General features: G+C 42.7%; 18 protein-coding genes. 9 read left to right on the top strand and 9 right to left on the bottom strand.

Going from position 1 to position 17,165, the window contains the following annotated elements; translation table 11 throughout:
* Positions 1-146 precede the first annotated feature (146 nt).
* From DP116_RS06555 to DP116_RS29925, 4 genes are all read right to left on the bottom strand, one after another.
* The gene (locus tag DP116_RS06555; protein ID WP_169154401.1) at positions 147-1,445 is read right to left on the bottom strand and encodes an SAM-dependent methyltransferase; all 1,299 of its coding nucleotides are present in this window, start codon (positions 1,443-1,445) and stop codon (positions 147-149) included.
* Positions 1,446-1,599: 154 nt separating this feature from the next.
* Positions 1,600-2,346, bottom strand: a complete 747-nt coding sequence (locus DP116_RS06550) for a PIG-L deacetylase family protein (RefSeq protein ID WP_169154400.1) — start codon at positions 2,344-2,346, stop codon at positions 1,600-1,602.
* The gene (locus DP116_RS06545; RefSeq protein ID WP_211173122.1) at positions 2,339-3,481 is read right to left on the bottom strand and encodes an acyl-CoA dehydrogenase family protein; all 1,143 of its coding nucleotides are present in this window, start codon (positions 3,479-3,481) and stop codon (positions 2,339-2,341) included. Before DP116_RS06545 ends, DP116_RS06550 begins: the two co-directional genes overlap by 8 nt.
* A gap of 191 nt (positions 3,482-3,672) precedes the next feature.
* Positions 3,673-3,834, bottom strand: a complete 162-nt coding sequence (locus tag DP116_RS29925) for a ribbon-helix-helix protein, CopG family (protein WP_169154399.1) — start codon at positions 3,832-3,834, stop codon at positions 3,673-3,675.
* Positions 3,835-3,882: 48 nt separating this feature from the next.
* On the opposite strand from DP116_RS29925, the gene DP116_RS06535 reads away from it, so the two are divergent.
* A complete protein-coding gene (locus tag DP116_RS06535) occupies positions 3,883-4,905 on the top strand; it encodes an RNA-guided endonuclease InsQ/TnpB family protein (RefSeq protein ID WP_169154398.1) in 1,023 nt (340 codons plus the stop codon).
* On the opposite strand, the gene DP116_RS06530 is transcribed toward DP116_RS06535, so the two are convergent.
* Positions 4,877-5,434 carry an IS630 family transposase gene (locus DP116_RS06530; RefSeq protein WP_246275516.1) on the bottom strand — a complete coding sequence of 186 codons (558 nt, stop codon included), beginning with the start codon at positions 5,432-5,434 and terminating at the stop codon, positions 4,877-4,879. The two genes, DP116_RS06535 and DP116_RS06530, sit on opposite strands and share 29 nt — an antisense overlap.
* On the bottom strand, positions 5,431-5,823 hold the full coding sequence (locus DP116_RS28470; RefSeq protein ID WP_211173119.1) for a helix-turn-helix domain-containing protein: 393 nt from the start codon (positions 5,821-5,823) through the stop codon (positions 5,431-5,433). The genes DP116_RS06530 and DP116_RS28470 overlap by 4 nt, the downstream gene beginning before the upstream one ends.
* 21 nt (positions 5,824-5,844) lie before the next feature.
* Here DP116_RS28470 and DP116_RS28465 point away from each other — a divergent pair, with 21 nt between their 5' ends.
* Entirely contained in the window at positions 5,845-6,090 is a 246-nt protein-coding gene (locus DP116_RS28465; protein ID WP_211173118.1) for a zinc ribbon domain-containing protein, read from the top strand.
* A gap of 483 nt (positions 6,091-6,573) precedes the next feature.
* Here the strand turns inward: DP116_RS28465 and DP116_RS06520 are convergent, their stop codons facing one another.
* From DP116_RS06520 to DP116_RS06510, 3 genes are all read right to left on the bottom strand, one after another.
* Positions 6,574-7,461, bottom strand: coding sequence for a hypothetical protein (locus DP116_RS06520; protein WP_169154397.1), 888 nt, complete (start codon positions 7,459-7,461; stop codon positions 6,574-6,576).
* Between the two features lie 76 nt (positions 7,462-7,537).
* Positions 7,538-8,068 (bottom strand): hypothetical protein, encoded by a 531-nt coding sequence (locus DP116_RS06515; RefSeq protein ID WP_169154396.1) that lies wholly within the window; start codon positions 8,066-8,068, stop codon positions 7,538-7,540.
* Between the two features lie 108 nt (positions 8,069-8,176).
* Positions 8,177-8,824 (bottom strand): class I SAM-dependent methyltransferase, encoded by a 648-nt coding sequence (locus DP116_RS06510; protein ID WP_169154395.1) that lies wholly within the window; start codon positions 8,822-8,824, stop codon positions 8,177-8,179.
* A gap of 156 nt (positions 8,825-8,980) precedes the next feature.
* On the opposite strand from DP116_RS06510, the gene DP116_RS06505 reads away from it, so the two are divergent.
* The 7 genes from DP116_RS06505 to DP116_RS06475 all read left to right on the top strand — a co-directional run bounded on the left by DP116_RS06505 (position 8,981) and on the right by DP116_RS06475 (position 16,914).
* Positions 8,981-10,708 (top strand): ArnT family glycosyltransferase, encoded by a 1,728-nt coding sequence (locus DP116_RS06505; protein ID WP_169154407.1) that lies wholly within the window; start codon positions 8,981-8,983, stop codon positions 10,706-10,708.
* Positions 10,709-11,040: 332 nt separating this feature from the next.
* Positions 11,041-11,586 (top strand): GTP-binding protein, encoded by a 546-nt coding sequence (locus DP116_RS06500; protein ID WP_169154394.1) that lies wholly within the window; start codon positions 11,041-11,043, stop codon positions 11,584-11,586.
* A gap of 451 nt (positions 11,587-12,037) precedes the next feature.
* The gene (locus tag DP116_RS06495) at positions 12,038-12,589 is read left to right on the top strand and encodes a hypothetical protein (RefSeq protein WP_246275515.1); all 552 of its coding nucleotides are present in this window, start codon (positions 12,038-12,040) and stop codon (positions 12,587-12,589) included.
* A gap of 635 nt (positions 12,590-13,224) precedes the next feature.
* Positions 13,225-13,599: a roadblock/LC7 domain-containing protein gene (locus DP116_RS06490; RefSeq protein WP_169154393.1), complete on the top strand. Its 375-nt coding sequence runs from the start codon at positions 13,225-13,227 to the stop codon at positions 13,597-13,599.
* 489 nt (positions 13,600-14,088) lie between these two features.
* Entirely contained in the window at positions 14,089-15,114 is a 1,026-nt protein-coding gene (locus tag DP116_RS06485; protein ID WP_169154392.1) for a DUF4388 domain-containing protein, read from the top strand.
* Between the two features lie 462 nt (positions 15,115-15,576).
* The gene (locus DP116_RS06480; protein WP_246275514.1) at positions 15,577-16,122 is read left to right on the top strand and encodes a hydrocarbon-binding protein; all 546 of its coding nucleotides are present in this window, start codon (positions 15,577-15,579) and stop codon (positions 16,120-16,122) included.
* Between the two features lie 441 nt (positions 16,123-16,563).
* Positions 16,564-16,914 (top strand): roadblock/LC7 domain-containing protein, encoded by a 351-nt coding sequence (locus DP116_RS06475; RefSeq protein ID WP_246275513.1) that lies wholly within the window; start codon positions 16,564-16,566, stop codon positions 16,912-16,914.
* Positions 16,915-17,165 lie beyond the last annotated feature (251 nt).

The following is a 17,165-nucleotide window of genomic DNA, read 5'->3' as shown; positions in this document are numbered from 1 at the left end:
TCTTTAACTTTTTTCCCTCATCTGGTGGATACTACCTCTGAACGCAACTTAGTATCAGTATTCAGTATTCAGTATTCACAAGGAACTGTTTGTTTCTTCTCCTGACTTGTGAGTTCTGACCTATGTGTTGGTGCGTTCTCTGTTGATCAAAACACCCGTTCAAACACGTCAAGCCGATACTCTTTTTCCCGTTTACCTTTTAAATGCCGCAAGTGAGTAGGCGTTAAATCAAAAAATGAGTCGTGAACCTGATCGCCATTGAGGGGATAATCAGGAGCATATTGTGTCCAGTGAACTAAAAGCAGATGTCCTCCTGGTTCAAGGTGTTTGAGAATGCACTGTTGGGCTTTTTTCAGATCTTCCCAGCACCAGTAGTAACCAACTTCAGAAACCACAGTCAAATCAAACATTTCCTCAGGATACTCCTGTGGCAAACACATAATTTCAAAGCGCACCTGCGGTAAGTGTTGACAGCGTTGAATTGCTCTTTTTTGAGCGATTTTTGATACATCAACCGAAAGTAGCGAGTCGCAACGTTGAGCTAACTTCTCTGTCAAAACACCAATAGAACCACCAATTTCAAAACCAGAATGATAGCGCTGTTTGGGTAAAGCTGCGATTGTAGCAGTATATTTTTGATTTTCGTATTCGCTCGTTTCAAACTTCCACGGGTCGGGGTTGCTACCATAGAGCGTTTCAAAATAACTCGGTGGCAGGGAATTGTTTTGTACCTGCAACGGTTTGTGCTGGTTGGGGATGCTGGCAGTATCTAGGGCTTTTAAAAAAGAATCAAAGTCTACAAAGTCTGGTATAATACACTCTACACCAGCATTTTCTAAGAGCGGCTTTTGTGTATCGCTGGCGACACCAACAAAAGGTAGTTGCAGCTGGATAGCAGTCAAAACATCCCAAATACCATCGCCGATGCAAACAATTCTTTCAAAATCAGGCTGATGGTAGAACTCTTTAGCTCTCGACACAGCCGTTTTCACAATATCTTCTCGGGAAATGCTATCGTCAGCAAACGCTGCTGGTAGTTCCCTGATATCTAATCCTGCTGCTTGCAGCTTCATCTCGGCTGAAGCACGCCATCCGCCTGTAGCAATTGCGCTCGCCCAATCTTTTGTTTGGGCTAGGCGCTGTAACATCACACAAGCTCCAGGTATTTCGACAAATGATCCAGGAGTTTCTGTATAATGACCATGCAACAACTCTACAAAGCATTGCTGCAATTGGCATAACTCACTGGTTTCGGGAACACGTCCCCAGTTCTGCTGAAAAATTTGCAAAGCTATCCCAGAGTCAGTGGTATGTCCATAGGTAGCCCAATTAGTGTTAATTTCTTTGATTTGAAATTCCTTGGCAAATGCTTGCACGAAGCATTGGTTATCTACATCATTTGTTTGAGTGAGGGTTCCATCAATATCAAAAATTGCCAGTTTCATATAGGAATCGGGTTTGGTTTATGAAGTTACTAGAGGGAACAGGGAACAGGGAACAGGGAACAGGGAATAGGCAACAGAGAACGCTTAACACCCGAATGCTTAACATAAACTGTACGGAGTTCTGTTTAAAAATCAAATAGAAATCCTATAGTTCTTAAATTTTGGCTTCTAAATAAACTTCCCAAGAACGGGTAAAGTTCAAAAGCATTTCCGGAGTCAGGCGAAAGCCTTCTGGATCATCATCAATTAAATCTGTGGTTTGGGAACGATAGGCGGCGATCGCTTGCTGTTTCAACTCCACTACCGCGCTAATATCCAACCGCCAACTTGTGACTTCAAGAGATTCTGGTAGGGTTCCACGTTGATCTGGATCCCAGTCCCAAATAGGATACTCGATTAATTGCGGTGATATGTGTGAGTCACACAGCGCAGTGTGAATTAACTTCCAACTGGCTTGATGATCTGGGTGAGGATCGTAGCGCCACGGTAAAAAGATCATTCGCGGCGCAATTTCTGTTAGATAAGCAACGCAAGTCGTCACTGCACCTTTATACTGTGCTGGAACTGAGCCATCTTGCAGTCGTAAAAAAGTGACAGCATTCGCTTCCACTCCTAATACAGAAAGCGCTGAAAGTGTTTCACTTTCGCGCAATGCCTGCAGCGCAGGTGCGGGATATTTCTGAGAATTAGGATGTGAAAGAGTACCGTTACTGATGACCAAAACACGTACCATCAAATTGAGAGAACGCAGTAGGGCGATCGCACCACCACAACCTAGTGTCTCATCATCGGGATGAGGGGCAACGACTAACGCCGAACCACAAGCAATATCCTTAAGTGAACGCCAAGGCAAACTATTAGAATGAGTCAGTGGTGATGCAACAGTAACCTGGTTATTCATTATTCCAAAGCGAGCGAGCAGGATGAGTTTCAGCTAGGACATACTGTCCAACATTGGCAAGGGCTGCATCAAAGGCAGGTTGACGTAGGTACAAAGTTAAATCCCGGATGATGCGTTCCATCGGATTTGGTGGTAATAAACCGCGAGTGCCAATACAGCGCTCACAAATTTGCATCGTGTCAATGCAAATTTGTTCAATTGTCGTCCGCACCATATTTGCGTAGGCGACAAGTTGCTCTGCTTGAGGGTTGTCAACAGTGGGATAGCCTCCAAACACAGGCGCATAAGCTGCTACCATATCCGCAGCACCCCGCAGCCAGAGATTACCGCTTTCAATGGCGATCGCCATCCTGCCCAAGCGTTCTTTTTGGTATGGATCGTTTGTATATTCCATGTTCTGGAGATACTGGCGAGTCAAATCAAACAGTGCTTCCGCCCCACCCAATTGCACCGCAGCAAAGCGAATCACTCCCGCAGACAACCAAGGCTGGCGAAGGTAGTCCCCTGGCTTAGCAATTAATGAACTTTCTGCCAACTCCACGCCGCTAAAATCTACTTTGTAGCTAGCAGTTGCTCGCATTCCAGAAGGTTGCCACCAATTAGGATCACTGACTGTAGTCACTTCATCCATTGGCACAATGCACATTTGCCAACTACCATCGGGTAAGGCTCCATTCACAAAGGGACGCTCAACATAACCAGATCCCGAACAAAAGGTTTTAGAACCTTCCAGACGATACTTACCATTGTCAAGAGGGATAATCTTGACACCATCAGAGGCTTCTGCATTCCAAACGCCAAAGATTTTGTGGCGAGCGCGGGCATCACAAGCATAAGCTGCAATCTGTTCTCTAGTTCCAAAACTCTGAATCAGTTGCAGTGCATTCACATGCCCCTCATAAACTCGACCCACTGCCAAATTCCCACGCCCCATCTGCTTTAATAGCATTAGTGATTCGTAGGTAACGTTGGCATCAATACCTGCACCCCACCCGCCTAACTCTCGCTGCAAAGGTGCAGCCAGTAAACCTGCTTTTGCAATTCGCTTAAACTCGCTCTCGGGAAAAGCGCCATTGTTATCTATGGCATTGGCGTTAGCTGCACAATAATCAGCAATTTCTACAGCATGTGTCAACGCTTCAGCAATACTTGAGCTGTGGCGTTCCTGGATGACAACATCCTTGGATAGTTGAGCGGTAATAGTAGCCTCCTTTACATAATATTTCTTGATATATTCCTGAAGATAATAAAATTCAGTCGGTAAATACCTCTATCTTCAGATGGTATCCGTTGAAAGGAGGTGATACTAGATAGTCAAAAATCTAGCTAAATCGAATATTTTTCAGCATTCCGCATTTTCTTTTTCAAGCTACGGATGAATTCTCGTAGCACATCAGTCCGGTTCTTTCCGGTCAACTGGCAATACTCATCTAGCAATTCCAACTCTGTTTGTGTTACTCGTAAGTCTATTCTCTTATCCTGTTTCACTCTTGCTATATCCGTAAGGTGTGTGTACAATAGACAGTATAACCCTTTATGATTCAAGCAATGTACGCTGTCAAAGTTGAGCTAAAAGTGAATAACAAAGAGCAAACTTTATTGCGTAAACATGCTGGCTTTGCTCGTTTTGTTTACAACTACGGGCTAGCACTCATGCAGGGGCTAGAAAGGGATGGGATAGCAGGTGGGTACGGTAAGAAAATCAAAGCTATCAAAAAGGTTTTGACGAACTACACCAAAAAGCAGCAAGAATTTCGATGGATGTCCAAGCTCTCTTCCAAGGTTTACCAAAGCTCATTACAAGCCTTGGAGAGTGCTTACAACAGATGGGGGCAAGGTATATCTGACAGACCAAGATTTAAGCGTCGCAAAGATGGAGAATCTTTTACTGTCTATGACGGCAATGGTAAGGTATTGCTTCGATCAGGAAAGCAAATCAAAATTCCTACACTGGGGATATTTCGGCTAAAAGAAGCTTTGCCTTGTTCATATTGCACGCAGACTTTTACGATTAGCTATTGTGCGGGTAAATGGTTTGTAAGTTTTGCTGTAGATGCAGAGAAAATCCCACCGACTTACCATCCAGAGGAGAAAGTTGGAATTGATTTAGGGGTAAAGTGTTTTGCCACTTTAAGTGACGGGACTAGCGTGGAATCGCCAAAGCCAATGAAAAAAGCGAAAATCAAGCTGGCTAAATTACAATGGCGTAACCGCAAAAAGCAATTGGGTAACCGTCGTTTGGGTGTCAAGCAATCAAATAAAGCTAAGAAGTATTTTGACTCTCTAGCTAGGCAACATTACGCGATAGCTAGTCAGCGTCGAGACTTCTTGCACAAGTTAACAACAGATATAAGCCGCAAATACTATCGAATCCGCATAGAAGATCTGAACGTAAGTGGGATGTTTGCTAATAGAAAACTATCAGCAGCAATCTCTGATTTAGGATTTTATGAGTTTCGCCGTCAACTAACCTATAAATCCCAAGTTTACGGGACTAAAGTTGAGTTGGTTGATACAGCGTATTGCAGGTTTATGAGGTACAGTAACAGCAGTTTGTAAACCAGTTTTTTAGATGTCGGGAATTGACTAAATCAAGCGCAGTTCTAATTAGAACATCAACCCTAAATGCATTAGTTGGAGAAAATTGTCGTAAAAAAGCTTTTAATTGCGACCACCAATGTTCGATTGGATTAAAGTCAGGAGAATAGGGAGACTGGTAGATAACACTGGCACCAACAGATTCAATTAAAGGCTCGATTTCTTGGACTTTATGTGCTGGAAGGTTATCCATAACAACTACAGCACCTTTCCATAATTGAGGAAGCAGACACTTCTCGACAAAGACTTTAAATGCGTTTCCATCCATTGAACCATTCAGAGTCATAACAGCCAAAACTTGTTTTAAGCTAATTGCCCCAATTACTGTCACCTTGGCTCCTCGATAAAATGGTTTAAAATCATACACCCTACTTCCATGAGGGCTTCTAGCATGAGTTCGTGTCAAACCCAATAAAACACCCATTTCATCGATAAAAACTAAGTTTTCTGGATCTACTTGCTTAACTTGCTGCCAGTACTCACTTCTCAACTTTTGGACTCTTTCTGTTTTCCCTTGGCTGCTGCGTAGCGTCTTTTTTTTAATGTTAGTTTTTGTTTTTGTAATGTACGGCACATCGTACTCGTGCTGATCCAATGATTATAAGTTGTACCCCAATATTCACAGTATTCTAGTAATGTCGCGTCTGGATATTGTTCAACCATTGCAGCTAATTGAGCTTCAGATCCATCCAACTCTCCCTTCATTGCTCCGCCCTGTTGTTTGGGTTCTACGTGACCTTGAATTTTCTTCATGGAGAGAAGTTTTTGTACAAAGCTTTTAGCGACACCAAATCTATCAGCCACCTTCCTAATTGAGGTGTCTGTCTGTTCGTAAGCCTTTATTATTTTTTCTCGCAAGTCAATTGAGTAAGCTTTCATTTTAAGAGTTGATGCACTTATATGACTGTACCTCATTTACCTGCAATCGGCTGTAGATGGTATCCATCATCAAAAACGTGTTGCATGTGCGGTGCAAAGCGCGATGATTTGAAACTATCTGATAGAGTTTACAAATGCATTAACTCTAGTTGCGTAGCTCACACAATCACGTTAGATAGAGATTTGAACGCGGCTTTGAATTTGTTGAATGCCTCGAATGAGTATGTACGGCTGGCTCAACCGGAAGATACGCCCGTGGACAAGTAGCAGCCGACTGCCTTGATTGAAGCGGGAAGTAAACATCGATTTGCTCAGTTTTGAGCGATTTGTATAAGTTTTATGGAGCAGGATTAAGCGTTATATTTGCTTGGAAGAAGTAGCGACATCAGAAAGTTAATTTGGCGCAGCAAGAAAAGCACGGCATTGCCGTGCTTCTACGGAAAAAGAACAAGCACATCACCTGATTTACTATACGCAACTTATCTGGCTGATAAAACCAGCCCTGAGGTTGATTTCAATGTGAACCTTTGGAAACTTAAGAAGAACGTAGATCGCACCATTAACGTTGACAAATTATACGATACGTGCATATTTGAATCAGAAGTCAGAATTCAGCGCTACAGAATCAATCAGTGGGGGATTGGGACCCGCCACCTAGAAGCACCTAGGACTAGAGTTTTATCGTCCAACATTGGCTTATATCCCGCCGCCAAAAGAGTACATTATGGCGGGGGACTTACGCCAAACTAGTTAAATTTCCGCCGAAGCTCGCTCAATCAATCGACGTGCTAAAGTTTGTGTACCTGTATGTTCGTAGTAATTTGTCGATACATCCAGGAATGCAGCGAGGTAGTCTAGCTTATCATCAGCAAAATCGACAAAATTTTGCAAGTTGTTAGCTACCTTTTGTGGGGTTAAGTTATTTGAAGCAACTAGACCACTCATCCAACCACTGACTGAATGGAAGCTTTCACCGATAAAGTTCAGTTTGCTGCTAGAATCATTACCTGGAATTGCCTCTCTAATATTCGCAAAGGTCGAGTTTTGATCTAACTCTTGAGGACTTGTCTGATTAATTCTCGATAGTGCGCTACTGATAAAGTCTGGACCTAGGGGTATCAAACCATCAAAGCAAACTAATGCAGCCATGCGGATGAACGATTCACCGCTATATTCTCCCAAAGACGCGACAAAATCCCCAATACTGTCTCCAGGAATACCGTTAATTTGGCAGAAGGCGACTAACTCAGCAACTAATTTCAAGCACAAGTCTATAGTTTGTGCTTTCTCCGCTTTGGGAGTGACTCGGTTTAAAAAACCCAAAAGGGGAATTTTCTCACCCACTTTGTTTGCTAAAGCGGCTGCACCAAGTGCTTTATCTGTGCTATCAACGGTTTGATAAAGCCACATTGCTCTTTGGTATCCTTGAGAGCGATCATTGTAGAGATAAACCGCTCGTTCGCCAATTTGTTGAATGAGGTCTTCGTCGTCTTCACCAGTGACAGTTTTGATCGTGTTGACAAAGCCAACTACATTTTGCCACTCACCAGGAGCAACAAAATCGAGCGATCGCAATGCCGAAACCGTCAAGTTGCTGGTTGGTAGTTCATCAACCAACTCAAAAATTGATTTACTCACAAATAGACTCCTACTTAATTATTTTCTGGTGACTCAGGATTTCAGTTCTCAAACTCCTAACAGCTTGTCTTTGTAGCTATTGGGCTTTAGCGAGTCGCGCCAGACCACCTAAGTTAAATTTCTGTATCCAAGCTTCGCGTTCAGCCTCTGTAAATGAAGCGTCGCGAGATTGCACTTTCACTTGATAGCGATTAGCAACTAAAATAGCAGTACCAGTACTCCCCTGACTAACAGCTGGATATCCGGCTATTGTCTTTGGGCTGTTCACGAATTTTGCCGCTGGGTTTGCGGCACCTTTGACTGCTTGTGTATCATTAATGGAAAGTACAGCTAGGTCTTTGCCGTCTTTTTTCAATTTCGCTTCAGCAAAGCCTTTTTTCTCTTGGGTATAGACGCGTTGGTAGCCAGCGTCAGCACTTGGGAAAAATTTGTTAAATTCGCTACCTTGGGTTGAATCTTTCGCAACCGCCTGACCGCTTCTTTGTCGGCTGCTTTCCTGCTGTGCCTGGTCAAAACGTCCAGGAGTCTTCGGCGCGCAGGCTGTTGTAAACAGTAACAAACATAACAACAAAGCTGCTAAAACTCTCCGAGCACGGGGGAAAAACATATTGGACTCCTCTTTTTGCTTGGCTTTCTGTGAAAATTATCGACGTTTGTTTTGGCTAATACCTGGAAAATTTACTTTTTGATGACTGTTTTTCGCAATTACCGATGACTAAGGACTACGGTAAGCAATAACAGCATAAAACGGATCGCCTCCTGCGACACCCATCCACTGTAAGAAATTAGGAAGACTTGACTGACGAGCAATTACCTCTGGAGGTGTAAGTCCTGGAACTGCAGAGAAATAGCTTTTTACCAATTCCACTCTACTGGCTTCTGTACCCTCTCGCCATGCTTGAATCGCTTTTTGAAAAAACATGCGGTTAGAAAAGCTGAAAATTGCCACACCACCAGGTTTGAGGATGCGGTGAATTTCTGAAAAGACCGCTTCTGGATATTGCAAATACTGTACTGAAACGCAGTTAAGAACGGCATCAAAATCTTGGTCTTTGAGGGGTAGTTGAGGATTTTCGTTAAGATTTTGGACAAAGTAATGATTGAATTGAGGATTCCGTGCTAGTTCCTCTGCATTGAGTCCGTGTCCCTCAACATGGGCAAAAGGTATCTCTTGTGGTAGATGTGACACCCAACTGCTCATCATGTCCAAGATACGGGTATTGGGTTTGAGGCGCTCGCGATATAAATCCGTCAGCTGTTGAATAAAACCTTCGTCCACATGAGTGACAAAGCGGGGATATTCATAAAATAGCTTGTCGTCTGTGCTGTCTAGCTTAGTGCGTTCGTCTGGTTTCAGGGGCATAAACATCTTTTAAGAACAAGTTTTTCCAATTTTTCCAAAGTTTTGTCAATTTTGATTCCGTTTGGTGGAAACAATTGATATATCACCATACGTATTTTAAAAATAGACACAAAAATATTCATGAGCCAAAAGAAGAATTTGGCTGCCCATGATTTTATGTTACATAGATTACACTTGTTTCATCAAACCAAGCTTACCATCGGCTTTTTAAGTGCTTTTCCCCTGGTTTTGCTGTTAATTTGGGCACTACCCTTATTGCTGTTCAGTTCTGGGGAGAGTAGCCTGATGGCGCATGATGAAGGGCTTTACGCTTGGCGCTCGCGCCTGATGATAGACACTGGTGATTGGATACATCCTTGGACAACTCCCCATCATAAAACTCCTGGTCCTTATTGGTTAATAGCCAGTTGTTACAGATTATTTGGCATCAGTGAAGCGAGTGCGCGCTTACCAAGCATGATTGCTGGTGTTCTGAGCATACAACTTGTCTATGAAATAGGCAAAATTCTTCTTGGGAAAAAACTTGCTTGGCTTGCTGCGGCAATTTTGAGTGTAGAATTTCTCTGGCTACAATACTGCCGTTTAGGCACACCAGATGTGCCTGTTATTTTCCTGATTCTTTTCGCGATTTGGTCTTTACTGAAAGCAGAATTACACCCCAAATATGGCTTTGTTTGGTGCTTTCTTGCTGGTTTGAGTTTTGGCTTGGGCTTTTTAGTCAGAAGCTTTATGATTTTTTTGCCAATCATAGCTTTGCTACCCTATCTCATATGGGAACATCGCCGTCATCGTCATCTTGCAAACCCAATGTTGTATTTCGGGTTCGTGGTAGGGTTAATTCCTACCTTTATCTGGTTATGGTTTAGCTGGTTACGATACGGTGATGATAGTTTTGGACAATTAATTAACTTTGTTCTCAAATTAGGTTCTGGTGAACGCGCTCACAATGGGTTAGGGTTTTATTTCTGGGATATACCCCTAAAAGCATTTCCTTGGTTTTTTTTCAGTCTTTTAGGCTTAGTTTTGCTCATTCGTCGTCCTATTCCTCGCTACCATCTCCTATTAGTTGGCTATCCGCTCATTTTATTTGCCGAACTAAGTTTTTTTTCCACTCGTTTATCTCACTACAGTCTTTTGCTGTATCCATTCATCGCTTTGTTTGCTGCTGTAGGGTTAAATTGGCTGAGTGGAGGGATGAGAAAACAACAGAGAGCAAGGGGAGCAGGGGAAGCTGAGTCCTCCGGACACGCTGCGCGAACGGGAGCAGGGGGAGCAAGGCGAGAAATGACTTTCTTATCCTCTTCATCGTCCTCATCCCCAGTTCCTCCCATCTGTTTTCCTCGCAATCTGAGTTATGCCTTTGGCGTACTAGGTGTTTTGCTGTTAGGGGTGGGAATGGTTGCTTTAGTTTGGGGTGATGCACAAGTTGATAAGTACGCTATCGTGGCATTGGTATCAGGAACCAGTTGGTTAATATTACCTTTAGTATGGATTGGTCGTTACCACCTGGGCAAAAAGTCTCTAACTTCTCGTTACTGGTTAGCGAGTTGGTTAATTCCTGTTTGGATATCTTTGGCTGCTGCTGGTAGTAGTGGCTTTCTTGGCGACTACAACCCTGATGTCAAAGCCTTTATCCAACAACCTACAATTGCTCAAGTTTTACACTCATCTGCTGTTAATTTTGTAGACATAAGAGGCAAATCTGACGTATTACTCAAATTTTATACTCCCCATCACGGCAAGCGAGTACATCAGGTTTCGGAACTTCCACCCTTAAGCTATGCTTGGGTTTCTGTCAAACAGATGACTAACTTATCTCGGCGTCATCGAGTTCTCGGTACTGTGCAAGATGTCAGTTTAATAGAACTTCTGAATCAGTTTTGAATTTTAGTTGCGTTTTGTAAACTTTTTTTGAGTAAAAGCTAAGTAAGATAAAAAATAAAGTACCGGGTGATGTAGTGCTGCATACTAGTTCAGGAATACAAAATCTTACGCAAGACCAACCACAAATCCACTTGAAGCCTTTCGAGTGACAGGTGTGGAAGCTCGCTGATGGTAGTTTTTCCTCAAGAGCGATCGTCCGTATACGCAAGCGCCTGTTGTTTGCTGAACAGGCTGACGCGAATCGGAGATTCGGGGCAACGGTGAGCGACTTTGGGCACAAGTAAACATCAATGTTCAGCATTATATAAGTTGTATGGAGTAGCAGAGTATAGATGGAAATCCTACGTATAGTGGTGACAGGAGGTATGGGTGCGGGGAAAACAACCTTGATTCGGACAATTAGTGAAATAGAAGTTGTGGATACTGACAGGAAAGCGACAGATGAAGTTGGACTACTGAAGAAAACAACCACAGTCACTTTGGATTTTGGGCGGCTGACTATAGGACCAAATCAATCACTTCACCTGTATGGCACACCAGGACAAAGTAGATTTGACTATATGTGGGAGATATTGATTGCAAAAGCCCACGCTTACATTTTGCTAGTAGCAGCTCACCGTCCACACCATTTTCGCTATGGTCGTAAACAACTCAACTTTATGAATCAACGGGTGCAAATTCCGTATCTGATTGGATTGACTCATACTGATTGCCCAGATGCATGGGAAGCGGAAGATGTGGCGATCGCCTTAGGACTGGACGATGAGAAAACTCGACCACCAATAATTACAGTCAATGCTACCGAGGTGACTTCGGTCAAACAAGCTTTGAATGCACTCGTCGAAGAATTTGCTAACTACTACCAGCACACCACCTGATAGCTGGGCGCTTTTATGCCTACAAATGCTTGCCTCAACAAATAACTTTTTCTAAGCGAATTGTATTGTATGGTATCAACCTTAAGGTGTGTTTTCAGCCCATCATCCAAAAAAATCAGTAATTATCCTGAATATGTCATTTTTAATGTTATCTTAAACAAAGGCATCAGGCAGCAAATAACCACCTGATTAGTAGCTCCTTAACCTATCCAGATAGCCGTAAAACCTTTAGAGCTAAATGGAATTCGGGTGCAAGACGTTCCAGAAAGCAGCGACTTAAGTACAAACTCGTAAGCAGGACGTGAACGAGTGTTTGTTGAGCGCTAGACATGGAGACGGGTTTCCCATCGTAGAGACTGGTGAAACAACAGAAGTGCGGCAGGGGAGCCAGTCCGTTGCCCAGAGCAGCGCCCTTCGGGTTAAGAAATTGCCCGCAAGGGACAGGTTTTTTATGGCACGTCGATCAACCAAACCATCTATCTACAAGTTTTGGACAAATATTTCTTTCTCTATGAGTGATCACCGTATGATGGCAACTTCCTGTACTCTCAGACCACAGCTAGGAGATTTCGTCAATGTAATGGACTACAAAGCTTTGCTGGATGGCATAGAAGATAACCTAGGTTCCAAAGCTGCAGCAGTTATAATTAGTGCTGCGGGTCGTACTTACGGTAAGAAAATTGCCACAGCACTTGGGGCATCAATGGAATCACAAGATCTTCCAACTATACTAAAGCGCCTAAACTTGTGTTTAGGTATGGAAGGAACACGACTGTGTATGATCGAAGAAGTTTCTCAACAAGAAAACTTTATTAGGGTAAAGGTGACCGAGCCAGTTGAAATGTCTGGTGAGACCGGAGGTTCAAGCCGTTTGTGCCCATTTACCCTAGGTATACTGGGTGGCTTTATCGATCAGGTTATGCAAAGACGCCACCAAGCTCGACAAGTTCCTGTTGCCGATCAAATAAATCTTCAAACGGAGTTCGAGTTTACACCCCTTTGAAATAAAAAGAAGGGGTGTAAGGGTAAGAAGCAATTGGAATGGCTCCGCCACGCAAGCTATCGGTGCTGCACCAAACCAATTGAAGACAACGCGGCTATGCTCTGGCGAACCCGGAGGGCTATCAGGTATCTCCTCCACCAGACGCTGCGCTTACGGCAGTTGCGGCAGATTGCGGGAAGTCTTCTGGCGGGCGTCTAAGCCTGTGAAACTCTCGCCTCCCACTGCCTCATCGCATATATTTAGAGGATGATCATTAATACAGCAAATGCAGTCATCCTCTTACCCAAACTCTGTTCACACAGATAGAATTTGCCTGCAAGCTTATTACAGGGGTTTTCTACTTTGGTGAGCATTGCCACGAACGAATATAGCGGTTCTCATTTGAATCACACACACTACCACGAATAATGTAATGAAAGTGCATGCACTTTCATTACAACCGTATATTGCACACAACACCAGAAGCGCTATATTTCACATGTCCATCAAATGACTTTTATGGACAATGCCCACTGTACGATTTGTGGTTTAATCATTTGAAAAATCCTGTAATGCAGGTAGTCAAATAGAAAACTGAATTGGCAACCAAACATTATCTACAGGTTACAAAATCAAAACTTGCATAGGAGTGTAAGATGGCAATCAACACAGCAAAACTTAGCAGCATTCTGCAAAACTTTGTCACTGCAACCAGTGATGTGCAAGGTGCAGTGCTTGTTTCTCCCGATGGTCTAACTTTATCCTCAAGCTTACCAGGCGGGATGGATGAAGAGCGGGTATCAGCAATGGCTGCGGCTATGATATCTCTTGGTGAACGCATTGGGAGTGAGTTAACCAGAGGCAATATAGAGCGGATTTATGTTGAAGGTGACAAGGGTTTTGGAATTCTCAATGGATGCGGCGAGGATGCTGTACTACTCGTTTTAGCAAGTGATAGTGCCAAGCAGGGCTTGCTCTTGCTAGAAATTAAGCGTGTTCTTACAGAATTGAGAAAGGCTATGATGTACTAATTCTGCCTTTAAATCAGTGAACAGTGAACAGTGAACAGTAAACAGTAAACAGTGAACAGTGATAACTGATAACTGATAACTGATAACTGATAACTGTTAAAGTTCACCAAGCGGCTAGAAACTGCTAACTAAAATTGTGGCACTTCAGCGCACATTTACAGAAAATTGCAGAAATTTGGATGTACAATCAAGTCGATCATAACGCCTAGCTGCCTATGAAGGTCACACGTGCTTTGTGACCTGTAAAATTTTAACCAAAGCCGCTGGGAAATTCCCATTTGTCAACGGGTAAAAAGCTAGGTCTGACTTTATCAACAAGACCTAGCTTATTTATTAAGCCTTATCAGCATAACTCTCATTAAAAACAGCTTATCAGTCTATTAACTTCGTAGCTTTATTTCATACCCTGACAAAATTTTTGAGAGAGGTACTAGATATAAAATTTACATTTCAACCTGCTAGTCTGTCAGACTACTAAGTAAAACTAATATGATATTTACTGGTAATTTAGCAGAATTTTCCTTGCCAAAAATCTTTCAATTGCTAGAGCAAGGAGACAACACAGGATTACTCACAATTCGTACCATTACTGCTGATGTGACTGGTTTTATGCCAGTTTATTACATCTGGCTGTATCAAGGTCGGATTGTGGCTGCTGCTGATCGTCTAGACGAAAAAGGCTTGGTTTCAATGATCGCCCAACGGGGCTGGGTCAGCCAGGATGTTACTTTGAGAATGGCTAAGATCTGTCGGGTTAACACACCGATAGGTTTATGCCTCAAGTTCCAAGGACTGCTGCAAGCTGAACAACTGAAACTACTGTTTCGTACCCAGGTTGTAGATCAAGTATCTGCTTTATTTGAACTCAAGGATGGTCAGTTTGAATTTGATGCCGAAGCTGATTTACCCTCAGCAGAGATGACAGGCATGAGTCTACCAGCAACTGAAGTAACACTTATCGGTTTGCGATACGCGAAGCGTCAAGCCTCCGGCTTATCGCTGCGAGACTGGAGTCTACTAGCAGAACAACTGCCTGAGTTAAGTTTAATCCTGTCAAATAAGAATATGACTCAGCCTCAGTTCCAGTTAGACTCTCTGGAATGGCAAGTTTGGCAGTTGGCGAATGGTACCATTTCCTTGAGGGAAATTGCCAATCAACTTGGACTTGCTGTAGAAAAAGTGCAGCAGATTGCCTTTCAACTCCTGATGAGTGATCTAGCAGAAGAAGTTTTCCCAACTGCTATTTTAAGGAACGAAGTCACAGAAACGACTTCTGTAGCAGAAAATTTACCAGAGTCAATTGTAGACTCTTCCAGTCAAACCGATAACACGCAGGCGTTAACTAACATAGTAGCAGAAACGACTCTTGTAGCAGAAAACTTACCAACTCCAGTCATAGACTCTTCGGGCCAAACAAATGTCTCTCAGTCGTTTCTCCAAAAGTTAGTTGGTTGGCTGCGTGTCATTCGGTCGTTCTTCCAAGGATTATTTAGTTTTCGTCGAAACAAAACTTAGCAGCGCCACTGAGGAGTAATGGTAGAGGTCGGAAGTGGTGAGCATAGCAAGCTAGACCACTGCAAGCTCAAGTGAACTAGAATTTTTTTGGACTTTATGACTCGCTTAAAACCAGCCTGTCGGTTTTTATCTACAGGATAGATAATAAACCTTTATATTTCAACTTTTTGTTAATTTTATTGTAAATATTTATTAGGAATATATTAAGTAATAAATACTTGTATCAATTATATGTATTTTTTGGGATTATCAGTAATTACCTAACTATAAATATAGAAAGACATTGAGTAGTACTGCGTCCACACTAAAATGTTGGATTGAAGTTGCAAGGGTGCAGGAGTGCAGAGGCACAAGGAAGAAGGAAAACAGACTCATCAACCGATTAATTTTTAGCCAACAAATTAGACTAGACGCGCTCTTTTGATGAAATCTGGTTTTTGTTGATACTAGGAGAACTATCACATGACTTTACAACCACAAGCCTTGTCTTTAGCGGAAAGACGTGTTGGGCTGCCAGATGAGGACAAAGCTCTAGTAAAATCAGAGGCAAAGCTACGTCCAATTCTTGGAGACTTCAATAGTATTATCTGTTTTAAGTCGGCAGTTACCGGAATAGAAAAAGCTTTAGGTGAAAAGGCAGCTGCGATCGCCTTGACTACAGCTGGGCGTCATCGCGGCAAAGATCTTGCACAAGAATTATGTTTCTCAGGATCATCCTGCTCCTTTGAGGATATTGGCTACAAACTCGAAACAGCTTTAGGTAAAGACGGAACTTGCTTGTGCATCATTAATAACGTCATAAGAGAAGACGATGTTATTCATGTTTACACTTCAGAAACCTTTTGTTCAGCGGGCGAGCCTCAAGGTTCCGAGCGTAAATGTACTTACACGCTCGGTGTTGTTTGGGGATTTATAGAGCAAGTTCTCGGTAAGCGCTTGCAAGGTAAACACACGGAATCAGTGCTTCGTGGTGGTGATTACGATGTCTTTAAGTTTACTTTTTTGTGAGAGCTAAGAAGACTCACAAAATTTTTTTTCAAGCGCTTGTGCTACAATAGGAGGGACAGTTTCTCCCGGAGGAAAACCCTCCTCAGATAAGATTTACTTTATAAATGATCTCCGAGTAGGTTGGCACTAATTTTAGCGAAGTATATAACGTTTTGTCAGCGCAAAGAGAAAAGGTTAAAGGTTTTCCCCTTTTCCCTGCCCCTTTGCCGATTGCAATATAGTTCTGTTTATTTACACCCATCTGACTCGAAAAAGCAAGGGAGCAGGGAGCTTTGAGCAGGGGGAGATGAGAAAATTTTTCATGCGTGCTGGTGTACGCAGTTCATGACGCCTACTTAATTAATACTATTGTAGGTATAGCGATTTACTATAATAGCGACATCTGTAAAAAGTACTAAAACACCCTCACTCACAATGGAAAGAGTTAGGATTCACGTTTCCATGCTACAAGACGAGCTGCAAAATTTTGTCTCAAACAGCACAGGGGTTCAGGGTGCAATCTTGGCAACTCCTGATGGCTTAGCTTTGGCTTCTGTGTTACCACCAGGAATGAATGAAGGGCGCACTGCTGCCATATCTGCATCTATGCTCTCGTTGAGCGAACAAATAGGACACGAACTCGTTCGCGGTAATATTGATCGTATCTTCGTTGAAGGTGAGAAAGGCTATGGCGTGTTGGTTAGCTGTGGTGATGCAATTTTATTGGTTCTCGCTCATGCCTCTGTCAAGCAAGGCTTATTGTTTCTAGAAATCAAACGGGCTGTTGCTAAAATAACATCCCTATTGGGTTAAAGGTCAACCAATGCATGGATTGTAGATTTGAAATTTTGCATGGAAATGCAAAATTCAAACACCAAATGCAACTTAAACTATGACAAAAATAGAGTGATGGGATTACACTTACCATCATTCGATAGCTGAAACCGGTAAACGCTATATTTTCAGGGAAAAAACCAGACAAACTGAGTTAGATATGACAAAACTCTGACAATAATTACAGGGAAACTTAAGACTAATTTCTACCGTAAAACGAATTCTAGATA

It is taken from the genome of Brasilonema bromeliae SPC951 (assembly GCF_012912135.1).
In the GTDB taxonomy this organism is placed as follows: Bacteria; Cyanobacteriota; Cyanobacteriia; order Cyanobacteriales; family Nostocaceae; genus Brasilonema; species Brasilonema bromeliae.
The sequence above is the reverse complement of the archived record's forward strand: the minus strand, read 5'-3'. Positions and strand labels throughout refer to the sequence as shown.